The following is a 16,837-nucleotide window of genomic DNA, read 5'->3' on the forward strand; positions in this document are numbered from 1 at the left end:
GTCGGGCACGTCGATCTCGTCGGTCTGCTCGAGCACCGGCACGACCTCGACCGCGGCGAACGACGTCTGCCGGCGGCCCTGGTTGTCGAAGGGGCTGATCCGCACCAGACGGTGCGTGCCGGCCTCGACCGAGAGCGTGCCGTAGGTGTAGGGCGCGTGGATCGCGAAGGTCGCGGACTTCAGCCCGGCCTCCTCGGCGTAGGAGGTCTCGAAGACCTCGACCTTGTAGTCGTGCTGCTCGGCCCAGCGGACGTACATCCGCATCAGCATCTCGGCGAAGTCGGCGGCGTCGACGCCACCGGCCCCGGACCGGATGGACACGAGGGCCTCGCGGGCGTCGTACTCGCCGTTGAGGAGGGTGCGGACCTCGAGGCTCTCGACGGCCTTGCGGACCTTGTCGAGCTCGCGCTCGGCGTCGGCGAGCGAGTCGGCGTCACCCTCCTCCTGGCCGAGCTCGACCATGATGCCGATGTCCTCGATGCGGGTGCTCAGCTCGTTGAAGCGGTCGAGCTGCCCCTGCAGCTCGGAGAGGCGGCCCGTGGTGCGGGTGGCGGCGTCGACGTCGTCCCAGAGGTCGGGTGCGGCGACCTGCTCGCCGAGGTCGGCGATCTCGACGCGCATGCCGTCGAGGTCGAGCACCTGGCCGATGGTGTGCATCGTCGCCTGGAGCTGCTTGATCTCGGTGTCGTAATCAGGGCCTGCCACAAGGGTCAAGGCTACTCGTGACCCCGTGGATCGTGAGATCGAGCCGCCCGCCGACCCGCCGCCGGGTCACATCTTGCGGCCGAAGACCTGCACCACCCACCACGCGCCGTGGCTGCGGACCGCGCCCATCCCGATGAGGCGGTACTGCCGGTTGAGGATGTTGGCGCGGTGGTCGCTCGACCGCATCCACTGGCGGACGACGCCGCGGCCGCGGTCGTTGGGCAGGGCCTGCGCGACGTTCTCGCCCCACGTGCTCAGACCGCAGCGGCGCCCGATCGCCATGAAGTCGGAGGTGTGGGAGATGGAGCGCTCGCGCGCCATCCGCACCGCCTGCTTGCGGGCGAAGGACTTGAGGCACGTGTTGAGGGTGAGGGCGCGCTGGTGGCGCCGCTGACGCTCCGCGTTGGTCGCGGTGCGGACCTCGCTGACGTAGGCGGTCGGGCGGGCCGCGCGGCGGGCGGACGGGTCACCGCCGACGCTGGCGGCGGAGGCGGGCGACGAGCTCACGACGGTGAGCGACAGCAGCGTGGCGGCCAGCAGGGACACCAGTGCGAGGAGAGACGTTGTGGGTCGGGACACGGACGCCCTTTGGCCCCGGCCGAGGGGCCTCAATCCACCCCTAGGGGTGGCTTCTGCGGGTCGGCGGGCCCGCTACCCGTAGGGGTTCTGGTCGGCGAGCGCAAGGGCGTAGTCGACCTTGAACGGCACTGTCTGCTGGTAGAGCCACGGCCGGTTGATCCACAGGTAGGCGTCGACGTTCTTGGCGGCGAGCCGGTTGATCCGCGCCGGCAGGCCCCATCGGGGGTTGGCGACGTCGGTCGTCGGCGGTACGCCGAGGGCGACGCACAGCTTCTGGTCCGGCGTCCTGCACATCTTGGCCCAGTTGATCGGGATGCTCCGTGGATAGACCTTGCGGAACTGCTTGCCGGAGAAGCCGCGGCCGTTGTCGGAGGTGTCGACGACAAAGTGCTTGCCCGTGATGCCGCGCGCGGCGAGGGCGTCGACGATCCGGGAGCCGAAGTTGACCGACTGACGCGTGGTGTCCATGTGGGTGATGCTGAGGGCGAAGCCACGGGTGTCGGCGACGCCGGCGTCGACGAGCATGCGGACGGCGTCGGTGATGTCGTTGCGGAACCAGCCGGGCGATCCCATGTCGATGTAGACCTGCGTGCGGGGCAGCGCGCTGAGCACCCGGGCCGACCACGCGATGAGGCGCGACGGGGCCTTGGACCCACCCGGCGCGCACCGCGCGAACGGGCCGTCGGGCTGCAGCACCACGGCCATCCTGGTGTCGCCGATGGCCTGGGCGGCGCTGGTGATGTAGCGCTTGTAGGACGCCGTCTCCGCCGCGGTGGGCAGCCGCTTGCAGGCGTCGCCCTCCCACGGCTTCATCCGGAAGATCGTCATCTGCGCCATCACGTCGGGGTCGCCGTGGGTGGTGTCGCGGATGTACTCGCCGACCTTGGACGCGATGTCGTCGTCCGGGATCCAGCGGCCGAACCACTTGGCCTTGGGCTGCAGCAGGATCTCGCCGATGGCGGCCTTGGTCTCGCCCTCGGCGTTGCGCCACGGGTCGTAGGAGTGCTCGGCCGGACCCAGGTAGACGCCCCACTCCTGGCCGGCGAGCGGGTTGGTCGGGTTGGCGGGCAGCGTCGGGGTCGCCGCGCCGTAGGTCAGCAGCAGCCGCTCCCCGACCCCCTGGCTGCGGGCACCGTCGGCCACGGCGCGGACCGCGACCTTGTAGGACGTCCCCTTGCTGAGCCCCTCGACCACGGCGGAGTGCACCGCGCCCTCGACGGTCGACCGCACCTTGCCGTCGACGAGCACCTCGTAGGACGTGGGCGCCCCCTCGGCGGGGTCGGACCAGCTGATCGCGAACGCGGGGGCGCCGCCCGAGCGGACGTCGACGTCGACGGCCGTGGGCGCACCGGGCGCCGGAGCCGCGGAGGCGCCGCCGCCGGACGGCGCGAGCGAGAGCAGGAGCGTCGCGGCGGTGGCGGCGACGAGGGCGACGTGGGGGGACCTGGGGCGCATGGTGCGACCAGTGGACGACGCGGCGCGGCCGCGGACAAGGGCGTGGGGCAAGGTCTGGCCGATCGGTCGTGGGGACTGGTCCGCACGGATCATCGGCGTCCTCCGGTCGACGCTTGAGAGGTCGTCGGGGTCCGGGCCTCAGGGCGCGAGCCGCACCGTGTCCCACCCGTCGCCGGTCCCGGCGGTCCGCCGGTAGACGAGCCGGTCGTGCATCCGGCTCGGCCGGCCCTGCCAGAACTCCACGACCTCGGGGCGCACGAGGTAGCCGCCCCACTCGTCGGGCGGCGGCACGGGGTCGCTGGTGTCGGTGCCCTCGGGGCCGCCGAACCTCGCCACCACCTCGTCGTACGACGCCGCGAGGGCCTCGCGCCCGGCCACCTCGCGCGACTGGTGCGACGCCCACGCGCCGAGCCGGGAGCCGCGGGGGCGCTGGGCGAAGTAGGCCTCGACGTCGGCGCGGGGCAGCGGCTCGGCGACCCCGTCGACGCGGACCTGCCGCTCGAGGGGGTGCCACGGGAAGAGCAGCGCGCAGCGCGGCTGGGTCGCGAGCTCGACGCCCTTGCGCGAGGCCTGGTTGGTGAAGAAGCGGAAGCCGTCGGGCCCGACCCCCTTGAGCAGCACGGTGCGCGCGGCCGGCTGCCCGGCGGCGTCGACGGTGGCGACGACCATGGCGTTGGGCTCGTGCAGGCCGGCGGCCCGCGCGTCGTCGTACCACCGCTCGAACATGGTGAGCGGGTCGGGCGCGAGGCCGCCCTCGGCGAGGCCGCCACGGGCGTAGTCCTCGCGGGCCGCGGCCAGGTCGTCGTTGAGGTCAGCCACGGTCCCGAACTTAGTACCGTCCCGGGAGGCCTCCACACCGGTGCGGCACAATGCCGGACGAGGCAAGAGGCCTCTTCACGAGCCCTCTTCACGATCCCTTCACGATCCCAAGGAGCGACGCATGACCGAGGTACACCACGGACTCGAGGGAGTCGTCGCGTTCGAGTCCGAGATCGCCGAGCCCGACAAGGAAGGATCGGCGCTGCGCTACCGCGGCGTCGACATCGAGGACATCGTCGGACGCGTCCCGTTCGAGAACGTCTGGGGCCTGCTCATCGACGGCTCCTACACCCCCGGTCTCGCACCGGCCGAGCCCTACAACCTCCCGGTCCACACCGGCGACGTGCGCGTCGACGTGCAGGCCGCCGTGGCCATGCTGGCGCCGGCGTTCGGCTTCGGCCAGACCTACGACATCACCGACGAGCAGGCCCGTGAGGACATCGGCCGGCTGGCCGTCATGGTCCTGTCCTACGCCGCCCAGTCGGCTCGCGGTCTCAACCAGGCCGTCGTGCCGCAGCGGAAGGTCGACGAGGGCAAGACCCTCGCCGAGAAGTTCCTCATCCGCTGGAAGGGTGAGGCCGACCCCAAGCACGTCCAGGCGATCGACGCCTACTGGAGCAGCGCGGCCGAGCACGGCATGAACGCCTCCACCTTCACCGCCCGCGTCATCACCTCGACCGGGGCCGACGTGGCCGCGGCCTTCTCGGGCGCCATCGGCGCGATGAGCGGGCCGCTGCACGGCGGCGCCCCGGCCCGCGTGCTGACGATGATCGAGGAGGTCGAGAAGTCCGGCGACGCCACGGCCTACGTCAAGGGTCTCCTCGACGCCGGCGAGCGGCTGATGGGCTTCGGCCACCGGGTCTACCGCGCCGAGGACCCGCGCGCGCGGGTGCTCCGTCGTACCGCCAAGGAGCTCGACGCCCCCCGCTACGCCGTCGCCGAGGCGCTCGAGCAGGCGGCCCTCAAGGAGCTGCGCGAGCGTCGCCCCGACCGCGTCCTCGAGACCAACGTCGAGTTCTGGGCCGCCATCGTCCTCGACTTCGCCGAGGTCCCGGCCAACATGTTCACCGCGATGTTCACCTGCGCCCGCACCGGTGGCTGGTCGGCGCACATCCTCGAGCAGAAGCGCACCGGCCGCCTGATCCGCCCCTCGGCGATCTACACCGGTCCCGCCGCCCGCAAGGCCGACGAGGTCGACGGCTGGCAGGCCGAGTGGGCCGGCTGACCCGCTGCCCCACCTGAAGCACCAGCACCTCCGTGGCCGAGTCGGCGTACATGTACGCCGACTCGGCGTCGTCCTCGGCCCGAGCTCAGCAGGAGGAGAAGGAGGAGGGCGTGACGAGACCGACGCTGCGGACCGAGCGGCTGGTGCTGGAGCCGCTGACGGTCGTGCACACCGAGCAGCTGGTCGAGCTCGACGCCGACCCGGAGGTGCTGCGGTTCATCTTCGGGCGGGGCCTGACCCGCGCCGAGGTGGTCGACACCTGGATGCCGAAGCGGACCCGCGCCGACGCCGACGCGCGCGGCATCGGCTACTGGGTCGGCCACGACGCGGGCGGCACCTTCCTCGGCTGGTGGTCGCTGGCCGTGGTCGACGACGACCCCGACAGCGCGGAGCTCGGCTACCGCCTGCGTCGCGACGCGTGGGGCCACGGCTATGCGACCGAGGGTGCGAGAGCACTGCTCGCGCACGCCTTCGAGACGGTCGGCCTCCGGCGCGTCTGCGCCGAGACGATGGCTGTCAACGCCGGGTCACGAGCCGTGCTGGAGAAGCTCGGCCTGAGCCACGTCGGCACGCGCGTCGAGCAGTGGGACGACCCACTGCCCGACGCCGCGCTCGGCGAGGTCGACTACGAGATCGACGCCGCGGCCTATCGGGCCCCGCGCCAGTCCTGAGCCGCGGGCTCAGCCAATCGTGCGGGCGGCGCCTCCCTGGCGTCCCTTGGGCGGGAACGGGACCTCCGGGCTGGAGCGCACGTTGCTGGGGTCGGACCCCTTGCGCACCTCGCGTCCGTCGTTGACGCGACCGTTGTCGGTGTCGTAGTCGACCGGGTCGCTCTTGCGACGGTTGTGCCGGCGGTTGGCGCTGCCGGTGATCTCGACCTTGTCCTTGAGGCCGTCGCGGTCGGTGTCGGCCGCGACCGGGTTGGTCCGCTTGAGACCGATCCGGAACGTCCCGGCCTTGGTGATCACCTGCTGCGTGATCCGGAAGCCCTTGACCTCGGCGCCGTCGGCGAGGCCGTCGCGGTCGGTGTCCTTGACGCAGGGGTTGGGCCGGACCCGGCCGATCGGCGCGGAGCCGCCGACCCGGACGACCTTCTGCTTCAGCACGACGCCACGCACCTCGACGCCGTCGGCGAGCGCGTCGGCGTCGGTGTCGCGACGCAGCGGGTTGGTCCGGCACCCGGCATAGCTCGACGGTCCCCTGACCTCGGCGCCGTCGAGCAGGCCGTCGCCGTCGGTGTCGGGGTCGTTGGGGTCGGTCCCGAGCGCGGCCTCCTGGGTGTTGGTGAGGCCGTCGTTGTCCGGGTCGGGGTTGGCGATGTCGTCGGCGCCGTTGAGCGGGTCGGTGCCCTGGCCGTTGACCTCGACGCCGTCGCTGACGCCGCCGTCGTCGGTGTCGGCGTCGAGCGGGTCGGTGCCGTGGGTCTCGACCTCGGCGCCGTCCGTGAGGCCGTCGTCGTCGGAGTCGGGGTCGGTCGGGCTCGTCCCGAGCGTGGCCTCCTCGGTGTCGGTCAGGCCGTCACCGTCGGCGTCGTCGACCGTCAGGTCGTCGGTGCCGACGAGCGGGTCGGTGCCGGCCGCCACCTCGGCACCGTCGGACACCCCACCGTCGTCGGTGTCGGCGTCCAGCGGGTTGGTCTCGTGGGTGTTGACCTCGGCGCCGTCGGTCAGGCCGTCGTCGTCGGAGTCCGGGTCGAGCGGGTCGGTCCCCTCGCTCGTCTCCTCGGCCGCGGTCAGGCCGTCACCGTCGGCGTCGTCCGTGACCACGTCGTCCGCGGGCACCATCGGGTCGGTGCCGCCGTCGACCTCGGCCCCGTCCGTCACCCCGCCGTCGTCCGTGTCGGGGTCTAGCGGGTCGGTGCCGTGGGTGTTGACCTCGGCGCCGTCGGTCAGGCCGTCGTCGTCGGTGTCGGCGTCGGCCGGGTCGGTGTCCTCGGTCGCCTCGTCGGCGTCGGTCAGACCGTCGCCGTCCGCGTCCCCGGTGGCCGGTACGTCGTCGGTCCCGTCGAGCGGGTCGGTGCCCTCCCCGACCTCCGGACCGTCGTCGACGCCACCGTCGTCGGTGTCGGCGTCCAGCGGATCGGTCTCGTGGGTGTTGACCTCGGCGCCGTCGGTCAGGCCGTCGTCGTCGGAGTCCGGGTCGAGGGGGTCGGTGCCCTCGGTCGCCTCGTCGGCGTCGGGCAGGCCGTCGCCGTCCGGGTCGTTGCCGGTCGGGAGGTCGTCGCTGCCGACGAGCGGGTCGGTCCCGTTGGTCACCTCGGCGCCGTCGATCACGCCGCCGTCGTCGGTGTCGCTGTCGAGCGGGTCGGTCTCGTGGGTGTTGACCTCGGCGCCGTCGGAGAGGCCGTCGTCGTCGGTGTCGGGGTCGAGCGGGTTGGTCTGCTCGTCGACCTCCTCGCCGTCGCTCAGGGCGTCACCGTCGGTGTCGGCGTTGTTGGGGTCCGTCCCGGCGTCGGTCTCGGCGCCGTCCGACACCCCGTCGCCGTCGGAGTCGGCGTCCAGCGGATCAGTGCTCTCGTCGTCGAAGCCGTCGTTCTCCGAGCCGCTGACCTCCTCGAGGTTGGTCAGGCCGTCGCCGTCGGGGTCCTCGTTCGCGTCGGAGGTGGCGTCGTCGTCGGAGTCGGGGTCCAACGGGTCGGTCTCGGTGTCGTTGACCTCCTCGTCGTCGGTGAGCCCGTCACCGTCGGAGTCGATCGAGCCGCACTCGACGCCGCCCGAGGGTGACGTGGCGCTGACGGCCATCTGCCCGACGCCGAGGTGCACGTCGGCGACCGGACCCAGGATGCTCGACACGTTGAGGTTCAGCCGCAGCACGGCGTCGAGCGTCGCGGACGCCGTACCCCCGGAGCTGGTGACGGTGGGGTCGAAGGCCCCGACGGTGAGGGTGACGCTGAGCGCCACCAGGTTGACCGGGATGGTGACCGAGCCGCCGTCTGCAGGGATCCGGATGACGTTGCCGCCAGCGAGCCGGACGGTCACCACCGGGTCCTCGTAGTCGACCTTGGTGGTGTCGCCGTCGCTCGTGGCGCGGAGGACAGCCGGGTTGACCACGTGCACCACCGCGGCCCCGCCGAGCAAGGAGACGTCGCCGACGACGGTGCTCGCCGTGGAGACCACCGCTGCCCCGCGACCACCCGGGCGGTCGACCAGCTTGGTGTCGGTGGTGGTCGTCGAGGCCGAGACCGCGGCCGTGCTGGCGATCCCGGGGATGCCGAGCAGGCTGAGCCCGGCCAGCCGGGTGACCGACCCGCCCAGCTGGCGCTCGCCGGCGACGGCGGGCACGCAGCTCGTGTCGTCGGTGTAGCTGGCGACCACGTCGCTGCTGATGACGCCGGCGGAGAGCACGGGCGCCAGCGGCACGGGCAGCAGCGTCTCGGCGGGCGGGTCCGACGAGGGGGGCGCCGTCGCCACCGCGCTGTCGGTCGGGAGGGGTGTGCCGCCGAGCGCGACCTCGAGGTTGGAGCTCGTGCTCCGGACCTCGGGCGTGGCGGCCGTGTCGGTCTCGACCCGACTGTGCCCGACGGCCACCTGGGCCAGGCTGCGGCCGAGGATCGTGGCCCGCACGTCGACGACGTCGCCGTGGGCCTCGGCCTCGTAGTGCGCCGGGAGAGGTGCGCGTGCCGTGGCCTGGCTGGCCGGCACGGCGGTCATCGCGGCGGCCATCGAGAGCACCAGGACGGCACGTCCGGGAAGGCGGGACGGGAGGTGGACAGAGCGCATGGAAGCTCCTGCTGTGGGGGGCGCACCGGTGGGGGCGGCGCTCGACCTCCGTACCCACCCCTCGGGGGGCTATGCCGGGCTGCCGGTCGTGGGCTATCGGCGACGATCGCGGGCGACGTACCAGGACGTCTTGCCGCGGGCCGCCCTGCGCGTCAGCGAGACGTGCACGTGGTCACGGTGCCGGAGGGTCTTGGAGCAGCTGCGCCGGTTGCGGCACGACGAGCTGAGGTAGGGCTCGGGCTCGAACTGGCGCCAGGCGGAGTACATCCGGTCGTTCCAGATGACGTACATGACGCCCATCCGCCGAGCCTTGACCGCCGGGTTGCCGTCGGCGTCGGGGGCGAAGAGGTCGTCGAGCACGCGGCGCGCCGCGGCCCGGCCGCGCTTGGTCCCGGCGTCGGCGAACCAGTCGATCGCGCGCCCCTCCTGGTGCTCGGAGCTCACCGCGCTCCCCCGGCGGCAGCCGCGCGAGATGGAGGCGTGGCTGCCGTGGCGCTTGACCAGCCAGCGGCTCAGCTCGCGGGCGCCCGGCTTGGCGGCGGGCGCGCACCGGCTGGCGGGCTGGTAGTCCGCGAAGTCCTCGAGCGGCAACCGCGCCGAGGCTGGGGCGAGCGGGAGGAGGGCGGTGGCGAGCAGGGCCGTCAGCAGCGCGGCGCACAGCCGGCCGAGGGCGTGGGAGGTCCGCGACATGGCCACGAGGCTAGGCAGCGTCCCGGTGCCCCGTAAGACCCCCGTGCGAGGTCTGGCCGGACGGCCGGGCCGCCATGGCCCGAGCGGGCCAGTTGGGTCAGTCGGGTCGGACGGTCCGGGCGAGGTAGGCCGCGCCCCGCGGCGAGACCTTGTAGCCGACACGGTGGCTGATGGTCAGGCCGAGGTTCTTGAGCTTGCGCACGTCGATCTTGAACGGCAGCGTCTCGCGGCCGACCATCTCGGCGAGGTCGGGCGCGCGACGCTCGGGGTGTTCCTGCACCAGGCGCAGGTAGGCGATCGTCCAGCGCCCGTGGGCACTGGCCCGGTCGAGCCGTTCGAGCCGCGTGTCGAGGTCGGTGACGTCGGCGTCGGTCAGGTCGGCGCTGGTCCGCAGCGCGAGCCGCGGGTCCTCCCCCGCCCACTCCACCCGCACGCGGTACGTCGTCCAGTCGGCCTCGCCGGCGAGCGCGGCCCGGAGCCGGTCGGCGTCGCGCCACCCCGCCAGCCCGGCCTCCTCGTCGGTGATGGCGGACGGGTCGACCACGTCGACGGCGGTCACCCGGACCATCCCGGACGACGACGTGAACACCGCGCCCGGCTTGACGTCCTGGCGCTGCCACCGCCGGAACGCGAGCGTCACCGACCCGTCGCGCACCCCGGCCGCGGCCTTCATCGGCAGCCTCATGCCGCTCCCCCGACCCGCAGGTCCTTGCCGAAGCACCGGCTCAGCGGCGCGTCCTTGTAGTAGCCGAAGCCGGGCACGGTCACGTAGCCCGACGACTCGTAGAGGGCGATCGCCTCGGGCTGCTTCGTCCCCGTCTCGAGCAGCAGGACCTCGGCGCCGGCGGCCGCGGCGGTCGCCTCGAGGTGGGCGAGCACCACCCGGGCCAGGCCCCGCCCGCGAGCCGCGGGCACGACGTACATCCGCTTGACCTCGGCGGTGCGGGTCGACCCGAACGCCACCACGTCGCTGCGCCGCCAGGCCCCGGTCGCCACCGGGGTGTCGCCGTCTCCGGCGTCGAGGTAGCCGACGTAGAAGCTGCCCGCGGGCGGCTCGAACATCAGCGGGTCGAGCGGCGTCGCGTCGGGGCTGCCGTAGCGGACGACGTACTCGGCCTGGACGTCCTCGACCAGTCGCAGCGCGTCGGGATCGCCGTAGGCGACGCGCTCCAGGCGCAACGAGCTGGTCCCGGGCACGACCCGTCCTCTTCTGATGGGGTAGGAACGAGGTGACCCTATCGGGAGGTTCACCGTGTCGATCCGTCCTGCCCTGCACATCCGCTCCCTGGCCCCCCTGCTGGTCGGGTCCCTCGTCGGCGGCCTGCTCGTCGCCCCTGCGGCGACCGCGCCGGCGGGTGCTCTCGAGAGGCCGCCAGCGCAGCGCGCACCGCAGGTCCTGCGCCACTCCTTCACCTACGACGGCACGGTCGTCCGGCTCGACCTGCGCCCGGTCGGCATCCGGTCGCCGGGTTTCCAGGCCTTCTCCCAGGGCGCCGACGGCACCCTCACCCCACGCCGGGTCGCGCCCGCCCGGGCCTACCTCGGCGGGGTCGTCGGCCAGCCGGGCGCGGTCGCGGTGGCGATCCGGCGCACCGACGGCGTGCTGGCCGGGCAGGTCACCGTCGACCGCGGCGCGACGGTGCGCTTCGCCGGTCGGGAGGTCGTGGAGACCCGCGGCCTGACCCCGCCGGCGGCGTTCGCGTGGCCGTCGGCCGAGGACGCGACCCGCAACGTCACCGTCGCCCCGGGCCAGGTCGGGACGGCCACCCGCCGGTGGGATCTCGGCGTCGACCTCGACGCCTCCTACGCGACCGGCGACCTGAGGCGCTCGATCGGCCCCGCCATGGACGCGGTCGACCTCCTCACGGTCCAGCTGCTCGCGACCTACGAGCGCGACGCCCGCCTGCGCCCGGCGCTCAAGCGGGTGGTGCTGCGCCTCGACGACGCCGCCAGCCCCTACGCCGGTGTCGAGGGCGGAGACCTCGGCAAGGTCCGCGAGGAGTGGACCCCGGCCCTCGACGCCGACGTGGTCGACGACGTCGCCCTGCTCCACGACGAGGGCGGGGGTGGCGTGGCCTACGTCGGCACGGCGGGGTCCGACTACGCGGTCTCCGTCAACGGTCCCGGCGCCGACATCGACGTCGTGCGCCACGAGCTCGGCCACCAGTGGGGCCCGGGTGACAACCACACCAACGGCCCCGAGGGCGCGACCATTGAGTCGGGCAACCAGTACGCCCGCTTCGACGGCACCGAGCTGTCGTCGATCTTCCGCCGCCGCGACACGCGCCTGGCCGACCAGCCGCGCCGCTTCCCGGTCGTGCCGACGCTGCGCACCGACCTGCCGCCGTACGCCGCCCTCGACCTGCGCGACCGCCTCCGCAGCGGCGTCGCCGTCACGCTGCGCCCGGCCCGCAACGACCACGACGCCAACGGGACCCGCGTGCGTCTCGCGTCGGTCGCCGGTCGCAGCCACCTCGGGGGCCGGGTCAGCCGGTCCGGGGAGGTCGTCACCTACGTCCCGCCGCGGGTCGGCGCGGTGCGCACGGTCGACTGGTTCACCTACCGCGTCGTCGACCCCACCGGCCGTCCGGCCACTGGCGTCGTCGTCGTCCGGGTGAGCCCCGGCTGAGACACTGGGCGGGTGACGATCGACATCCCCGCCGACCTGCTGCCCCGCGACGGACGCTTCGGCGCCGGCCCGTCCAAGATCCAGCCGGGCCACCTCGACGCCCTCGCCGCGACGGGCCGCTCGCTGATGGGCACCTCCCACCGGCAGGCGCCGGTGCGCGACCTGGTCGGCCGGGTCAGGTCGGGCCTGGCCGAGCTCTTCTCGATGCCCGACGGCTACGAGGTCGTGCTCGGCAACGGTGGCGCCACGGCGTTCTGGGACGTCGCGACCCACGGCCTGATCGAGCAGCGCTCGCAGCACCTGTCCTTCGGCGAGTTCACCTCCAAGTTCGCCGCGGCCGCCCAGGCGGCGCCGTGGCTCGATGACCCGTCGGTGATCAGGACCGACCCCGGCACCGCTCCGGTCGCCAAGGCCGAGGACGGCATCGACGCCTACGCCTGGGCCCACAACGAGACCTCGACCGCGGTGATGACCTCCGTGGTCCGCCCGGCCGGCACCACCCCCGACGAGGCCCTGGTGCTCGTCGACGCGACCTCGGGGGCCGGCGGCCTGCCGGTCGACCTGGCCGAGGTCGACGTCTACTACTTCGCCCCCCAGAAGTCGTTCGCCTCCGACGGCGGCCTGTGGCTGGCCTTCTTCTCACCGGCCGCCCTCGAGCGCGCCGCGCGCATCGCTGCGAGCGATCGGCACGTCCCGGCGTTCTTCGACCTCCCCACGGCGATCGACAACTCCACCAAGAACCAGACCTACAACACCCCGGCCGTCGCGACGCTGTTCCTGATGGCCGAGCAGCTCGACTGGATGAACGCCCACGGCCGGCTCGACGGGATGGTCGAGCGCACCACGGCCTCGTCCGACGCGCTCTACGGTTGGGCCGAGCGCTCGTCCTACGCCTATCCCTACGTGACCGAGCCCGCGCTCCGCTCGCTGGTCATCGGCACCATCAACTTCGACGAGTCCGTCGACGCCGCAGCCGTCGCCGCCGAGCTGCGCGCCAACGGAATCGTCGACACCGAGCCCTACCGCAAGCTCGGGCAGAACCAGCTCCGCATCGCGATGTACCCCGCCGTCGACCCCGCCGACGTCGAGGCCCTCACGCGGTGCATCGACCACGTGGTCGAGCGGCTCTGAGCTCCGCCCCTCTCAGCGGAGGACCGCCGACACGGCGTCGTACGTCGACCGGCCGAAGGCCACGATCCGGGCCTCGGTGACCTGGGTCGGGGTCGAGCCCAGGGTCTCGACGGCGGCGGTCACCGCGTCGTCGAAGGGCCAGCCGTAGACACCGGCCGAGACGAGAGGGAACGCGACGGTGAGAGCACCGATCTCGTCGGCGACGGCGAGGGCACGCGCATAGCAGGAGACCAGCAGCGAGCGGTCGGTCTCGCCGCGGGTGAAGTTGGGCCCGACGACGTGGATCACCCATCGCGCCGGCATCTGGCCGGCTGTCGTCCAGCCCGCGTCACCGGTCGCGAGCCCCTTCGGGAAGCGGCGCCGGCAGTCCTCGAGCACCGCCGGGCCGCCCGCCCGGTGGATCGCGCCGTCGACGCCGCCCCCGCCGCGCATCGCCCGGTTAGCGGCGTTGACGACCGCGTCGACGTCCTGGGTCGTGATGTCGCCCTCGACCACGGTCACCTCGGCCACGTCACGCCATCTCCTTGATCAGCTTGAGCGTCGCACGCTCCAGCGCCGCCTGCCGCTCGTCGGGGGTGTCGTAGCGGCGGCGCGTGGTCCGCTGGATGGTGATCCCGCGGTCGTAGGCCTCGATCACCCGCGGGTCGACGTAGGACGAACGCGCCAGGGTCGGGGTGTTGCCGAGGAACTCCGAGACCTCCTTCATCGCGCCGGAGACCGCGCGCTTGCGCGAGGCCTTGGTGCCGCCGGGCTCGGGCGTCTCGGCCAGCGCCGCCGCGGCGAGCACCGTGGCGTGCCAGGTGCGGAAGTCCTTGGCGGTCGCCTCGAGGCCCGTCGTCGCGCGCACGTAGGTGTTGACGAGGTCGGGGATGACCGACCGCCAGGACCGGCCCTCCTGGTAGGCCATCAGGCGCGGGTCGTCCTTGGCGCGCCGCTTGCGCATGATCTCGACGGCCTCGATCACGGTCTCGTCGTCGATCTCGATCCGGTGGTCGACCCCGGACTTTCCGGTGAAGGTGAAGACGAGGCGGTCCTGGTGGCGCTTGACGTGCCGCCGCTCGATCGTGGTCAGCCCGAACGAGCCGTTGGTGTCGGCGTAGACGTCGTTGCCGATCCGGAAGTAGCCCAGGTCGAGCAGGCGTACGGCGGCCGCGCACGCACGCTCGAGCGGCATCCCCTCGCGGCCCAGGTCGGCCAGCACCAGCTCGCGCGCCTTGACCAGGCCCTTGCCGAACAGCAGCATCCGGTCGAACTTCTCCGCGTCGCGACGGACCCGCCAGTCCGGGTGGTAGAGGTACTGGCGGCGCCCGGCGTCGTCGGTGCCGACGGCCTGCAGGTGGCCGTTGGCGTGGGGCGTCACCCAGACGTCCCGCCAGGCCGGCGGGATCACCAGCGCCTTGACCCGCGCGGCGTCCTCGGGCGGGAGGCGCTGGCCGTGGCGGTCGAGGTAGACGAACCCGGCGCCGGCGCGGCGGCGGGTCCAGCCCGGCTGGTCGGGCGACGTACGACGCAGTCTCACCACGCCTGGGAGCCTAGGAGCGGGCCGCAGGACCCGGCTTCACCCACGGGGACGGAGCGAGCGCACCAGCAGGCCGAGCATCACGACGCCGAAGCCGAGGCCGACCGCGTAGGGCCAGGCCGACCGTCCGCCGACCAGCTCGTCGGGGTCGCCGCTGATGTCAGGGTCCGGCGTGGGCTCCGCAGCGGGCAGGGTCGAGGACGGGTCGCCCGGCACGGCGGACGACGTGGGTGACGGTGGCGGCAGCGGCGCCACGGCCCGGGCGACCCGGCGCGGGAGCCGCACCCGCAGCACCTCGGACTGGGCGCCCTCGCTGGAGATCAGCACCACCCCGTCCTCGTCGACGGTGATCCCCTCGCCCTGCATCTGGTCGGGCAGGTCGAACCGGTCGACGAGCTCGAGGCCGGGCCAGGTGTAGACGGCGGCCGAGGAGTAGCCGCGCACGACCACGTGCCGCCCGTCGGGCCAGAAGGCGCCGTCGGTGGCGATCGCCCGGGCGTTGCCGATCGGCTGCAACCGGTTGGGGGCGTCGGCGTCGAGCCGCGCCGGGGCGAGCATGACGATCCCGCCGAAGACGCCCTTGGTGACGATCGCCAGGCGTCCGGTGCGCGGCTCGACCACCAGCGTCTCGGCGTCGTGCGGGCCGTCGGGATAGACGAGCTCGTAGGACGTCACCTCGCCGCGGACGTCGCGGTCGCCCCGCCCGACCGGGACCCTGGTGACGCTGACCGACGCGCGCTTCTCGCCGTTGTCACCGGTGTCGGCGACCCACACCTCGCCGGGGCCGGCCGGCGCCACCGCCTCGACGTCCTCCGGGTCGTCGGCCCACGTGGTGACGCCGACGGTCTCGCCGGTGCCGCGGTCGACGGTGAACACCCGGCCGGTGTCACCGGAGTCGTTGACGGTGACCACCAGGCCGTCGCGGGCGACCAGGCCGCTGGACTCGACGATCGCGGGGTCGGCGAAGGTCAGCTCGACCGTGGCCCTCGGCGCCGACGTCGCCCCGGCCGCGGCGATGCCGACGACGAACGGCAGCGCGACGGCCGCCGCGAGCAGGCGCCCCACGCGCCTCATGCCCCGAGCAGCGCGGCCAGCCGCGGCTGCAGGTGCCACTCGGCGACGAGCGCGTCGTAGTCGCGCTCGCTCTGCTCCCTGGCGGCGTCGGAGCCGGTCCGCACGCCGCGGAGCATCGTGTTGCGCGGCGTGTGCTCGCTCCCGACGAACTGGACCACGTCGACGCGATAGCCCTGGAGCCGCATCAGTGACGCGCGGAGCGCGTCGGTGAGGGTGTCGGCGAGCCGCTCGCGCAGGATCCCGTGGCGGGTCAGCTCGCCGTAGGGCGACGGGGTCTCCTCTCGCCGCAGCTGGGCGGCGATGTCGTGGTGGCAGCACGGGGCGGCCAGCACCAGCGCCGACTCCCACCCGACCGCGCGGGCGAGGGCCTCGTCGGTCGCGGTGTCGCACGCGTGGAGGGCGAGGACGACCTCGGGCGCCGGCTCGACGACGGCGTCGGCGATCGACCCCACGACGAAGGTCGCCTGCAGCCCGAGCTCGGCCGCGACCCGCGTGTTGTGCTCGCGCGACTGCTCCTTGACGTCGACCCCGGTCATCGCGACGGGCAGGCCGAGCACGCCGCCGAGGTAGCGCTGGGCGGCGAAGGTCAGGTAGGCGTTGCCACAACCCAGGTCGACGACCCGCAGCGGGTCCTCGGCCGTCGGCCTCCGCAGGTGGCCGGTCGCCCGCGCGTCGGCGACGGTCGCGTCGAGCAGCCGCAGGAACTCCTCGACCTGGCGCACCTTGGCCATCCGGGTCGGCTTGATCCGCCCGTCGGCGCCGGCGAGCCCGAGCGCCCGGTAGAGCGGGTCGTCGAGCGGCAGCAGCCGGTCCTTGCTGCGGTCGTGGTCGTGCTCGACGGCGACCGCCTCGGCGCGTGCCTTGCTCGAGACGAGCGCCTCGCCGCGCTTGGTCACCCGGACCTGGTGCGTCTGCGTCGCGGTCTCGACGTGCCAGTTGCCGAACGGCTCGGCGAGCAGCAGGTCGACCGCCGTGGCGGCCTCGGCCCCGGCCGCGTGGTTGGCCGTGTGCGCCTGCGTGGCGTCGTACGACGTCAGCTGGAGGTGCCGGCCGGACTTGAGGTCGACGTACCTCACCTCGACGCGCCGCCACGCGGGGACCGCTGTCTTGCGGCGACCGGACGCGACCGCCCGGACCAGCCCGTCGGCGTCGAGGAGCGCCTCTCGCACCAGGGCGAGGGCGGCGTCGAGCGTGGAGGTCACTTGCGGACCGCCGCGACCACCACGATCAGGAAGAGCCCCACCAGCGCCAGCGAGATCACGAGGCGACGGTGGCGGGGGTTCACCACCTCA

Annotated in this window: 16 protein-coding genes; 4 read left to right on the plus strand and 12 right to left on the minus strand. The window is 73.5% G+C overall.

Annotated features, from left to right (window positions below):
* The 4 genes from Q7T52_RS09395 to pdxH form a co-directional block, all read right to left on the minus strand.
* Positions 1–705 (minus strand): PCRF domain-containing protein (locus Q7T52_RS09395; RefSeq protein ID WP_304801755.1); only part of this gene is annotated, 705 nt, incomplete at its 3' end.
* 66 nt (positions 706–771) lie between these two features.
* The gene (locus tag Q7T52_RS09400) at positions 772–1,251 is read right to left on the minus strand and encodes a CAP domain-containing protein (protein WP_304801757.1); all 480 of its coding nucleotides are present in this window, start codon (positions 1,249–1,251) and stop codon (positions 772–774) included.
* 105 nt (positions 1,252–1,356) lie between these two features.
* The gene (locus Q7T52_RS09405) at positions 1,357–2,739 is read right to left on the minus strand and encodes a glycoside hydrolase family 6 protein (protein WP_304801759.1); all 1,383 of its coding nucleotides are present in this window, start codon (positions 2,737–2,739) and stop codon (positions 1,357–1,359) included.
* 138 nt (positions 2,740–2,877) lie between these two features.
* Entirely contained in the window at positions 2,878–3,558 is a 681-nt protein-coding gene (pdxH, locus tag Q7T52_RS09410) for a pyridoxamine 5'-phosphate oxidase (RefSeq protein WP_304801761.1), read from the minus strand.
* A 121-nt stretch (positions 3,559–3,679) separates the two neighbouring features.
* On the opposite strand from pdxH, the gene Q7T52_RS09415 reads away from it, so the two are divergent.
* Positions 3,680–4,783: a citrate synthase 2 gene (locus Q7T52_RS09415; RefSeq protein WP_304801763.1), complete on the plus strand. Its 1,104-nt coding sequence runs from the start codon at positions 3,680–3,682 to the stop codon at positions 4,781–4,783.
* A gap of 32 nt (positions 4,784–4,815) precedes the next feature.
* Entirely contained in the window at positions 4,816–5,454 is a 639-nt protein-coding gene (locus tag Q7T52_RS09420; RefSeq protein WP_304801766.1) for a GNAT family N-acetyltransferase, read from the plus strand.
* Between the two features lie 9 nt (positions 5,455–5,463).
* On the opposite strand, the gene Q7T52_RS09425 is transcribed toward Q7T52_RS09420, so the two are convergent.
* From Q7T52_RS09425 to Q7T52_RS09440, 4 genes are all read right to left on the minus strand, one after another.
* The gene (locus Q7T52_RS09425; protein ID WP_304801768.1) at positions 5,464–8,502 is read right to left on the minus strand and encodes a hypothetical protein; all 3,039 of its coding nucleotides are present in this window, start codon (positions 8,500–8,502) and stop codon (positions 5,464–5,466) included.
* Positions 8,503–8,595: 93 nt separating this feature from the next.
* A complete protein-coding gene (locus Q7T52_RS09430; RefSeq protein WP_304801770.1) occupies positions 8,596–9,192 on the minus strand; it encodes a hypothetical protein in 597 nt (198 codons plus the stop codon).
* 97 nt (positions 9,193–9,289) lie between these two features.
* The gene (locus Q7T52_RS09435; protein WP_304801772.1) at positions 9,290–9,877 is read right to left on the minus strand and encodes a hypothetical protein; all 588 of its coding nucleotides are present in this window, start codon (positions 9,875–9,877) and stop codon (positions 9,290–9,292) included.
* On the minus strand, positions 9,874–10,389 hold the full coding sequence (locus tag Q7T52_RS09440; RefSeq protein WP_304801774.1) for a GNAT family N-acetyltransferase: 516 nt from the start codon (positions 10,387–10,389) through the stop codon (positions 9,874–9,876). The genes Q7T52_RS09435 and Q7T52_RS09440 overlap by 4 nt, the downstream gene beginning before the upstream one ends.
* 55 nt (positions 10,390–10,444) lie before the next feature.
* On the opposite strand from Q7T52_RS09440, the gene Q7T52_RS09445 reads away from it, so the two are divergent.
* Positions 10,445–11,821, plus strand: a complete 1,377-nt coding sequence (locus tag Q7T52_RS09445) for a hypothetical protein (RefSeq protein ID WP_304801776.1) — start codon at positions 10,445–10,447, stop codon at positions 11,819–11,821.
* 12 nt (positions 11,822–11,833) lie between these two features.
* Positions 11,834–12,952, plus strand: a complete 1,119-nt coding sequence (gene serC, locus Q7T52_RS09450) for a phosphoserine transaminase (RefSeq protein ID WP_304801778.1) — start codon at positions 11,834–11,836, stop codon at positions 12,950–12,952.
* A gap of 12 nt (positions 12,953–12,964) precedes the next feature.
* Here the strand turns inward: serC and Q7T52_RS09455 are convergent, their stop codons facing one another.
* Genes Q7T52_RS09455 through Q7T52_RS09470 form a run of 4 tightly spaced genes read right to left on the minus strand, consistent with a single transcriptional unit; the run spans position 12,965 to position 16,747 of the window.
* The gene (locus tag Q7T52_RS09455; RefSeq protein WP_304801781.1) at positions 12,965–13,462 is read right to left on the minus strand and encodes an O-acetyl-ADP-ribose deacetylase; all 498 of its coding nucleotides are present in this window, start codon (positions 13,460–13,462) and stop codon (positions 12,965–12,967) included.
* Position 13,463: 1 nt separating this feature from the next.
* Positions 13,464–14,474, minus strand: a complete 1,011-nt coding sequence (locus Q7T52_RS09460; RefSeq protein ID WP_304801783.1) for a DNA topoisomerase IB — start codon at positions 14,472–14,474, stop codon at positions 13,464–13,466.
* Positions 14,475–14,510: 36 nt separating this feature from the next.
* Complete coding sequence (locus Q7T52_RS09465; RefSeq protein WP_304801786.1) at positions 14,511–15,545, minus strand: hypothetical protein; 1,035 nt, start codon at positions 15,543–15,545, stop codon at positions 14,511–14,513.
* On the minus strand, positions 15,542–16,747 hold the full coding sequence (locus Q7T52_RS09470; protein WP_304801788.1) for an SAM-dependent methyltransferase: 1,206 nt from the start codon (positions 16,745–16,747) through the stop codon (positions 15,542–15,544). The genes Q7T52_RS09465 and Q7T52_RS09470 overlap by 4 nt, the downstream gene beginning before the upstream one ends.
* Positions 16,748–16,837: the final 90 nt, after the last annotated feature.

The sequence above is a fragment of the Nocardioides sp. genome, assembly GCF_030655615.1.
Lineage (GTDB): Bacteria > Actinomycetota > Actinomycetes > Propionibacteriales > Nocardioidaceae > Nocardioides.